The sequence below is a fragment of the Clostridium sp. genome, from assembly GCF_032552055.1.
In the GTDB taxonomy this organism is placed as follows: domain Bacteria; phylum Bacillota; class Clostridia; order Clostridiales; family Clostridiaceae; genus Clostridium.
In genome coordinates, this window is the sequence record NZ_JAWGSV010000432.1 from 1 (window position 1) to 1218 (window position 1218).

The 1218-nt window shown below is 24.1% G+C and carries 2 protein-coding genes; both read right to left on the minus strand.

Annotated elements, in window-relative coordinates; genetic code table 11:
• A partial coding sequence (locus tag E6248_RS16180; protein WP_316341791.1) for a hypothetical protein occupies positions 1–544 on the minus strand: 544 nt, incomplete at its 3' end.
• On the minus strand, positions 531–1214 hold the full coding sequence (locus E6248_RS16185; RefSeq protein WP_316341792.1) for a response regulator transcription factor: 684 nt from the start codon (positions 1212–1214) through the stop codon (positions 531–533). The genes E6248_RS16185 and E6248_RS16180, both read right to left, overlap by 14 nt.
• Positions 1215–1218 lie beyond the last annotated feature (4 nt).

The window sequence follows — 1218 nt, forward strand, 5'->3', positions numbered from 1 at the left end:
CTATTATATTTAATAGTTTTTTTATATTTAAATCTCTTAAATAATCACTAGTATAATCTTTAATTAAAACTAATACTCCTAGTTGATTATTACTAGAATATATAGGAATACTTAATTTACCTAATATAGTTCCATTCTTATTCTCTATATCCACCATTGTTTTATTATTTTTAGTTTCATAAAAAGATGGTGGTAAATCCTTAAATATATTTAAATCAACAACTGAACTATTAGTTAATCCTGTTGAAATAACTTCACCTTCTATATCATAAAAAACACCTTGAGTATTAGCTCTATCTGCAATAAACTTCATAATCTTAGAATCAAAATCCTCTTTTTTTATATTATCTTTTTCAATACTATTTAAGGCGAAATAATCATCTAAATTTTTAAATGAAATATTATAAATTTCTTTCATATCCTGTGCTACTAACTCCTTAAAACTTTTATCAAAAAACTTATCCATAATTAAATTTAAAGATATTACTGATAATACAAATATAGAAACTAATAATATTCCGTATTTCTTTCTAATCGTTACCATGCTTCACCTTTAAAATATATCCAACTCCGAAAATAGTCTCTATATTTAAACTATTTCCTAACTTCTTTCTAATTCTTGTTACATGTACATCTATTGTTCTGGTATCTCCAATAAAATCATAACCCCACACTAAATCTAATAATTGATCCCTTGAAAAAACTTTATTAGAATTCTTTGATAAAAATAGTAATAAATCAAATTCTTTAGGTTTTAATTGAACTTCTACATTATCTATATAAACACTTCTACATCCTTCGTCTATTTTTACATTATTTATAATGATTTCACTATCTTCTTTAATAGCAGATATTCTTTTAATTTCTTCCCTTCGTCTAAGGGCAACTCTAATTCTAGTTACTACTTCCCTTATATCAAAAGGCTTTGTTATATAATCTTCAGCACCTATTTCTAAGCCTAAAATCTTGTCCATAATATCCACTCTAGCTGTTATCATAATTATCGGTATTTTATAACTATAAATTTTTCTACAAACACTAAAGCCATCTGTATCATTTAGCATTATATCTAAAAGTATTAAATCTGGTTTAAAGCTTTTAATTTCCTCTTCAGCTTCTAACCCATTAGGATTAACTTTAACCTTATATCCTTCTTTCATTAAAGCAAATCTTAAAATTTCACTAATATCTTTATCATCTTCAATAATTAAAATATTT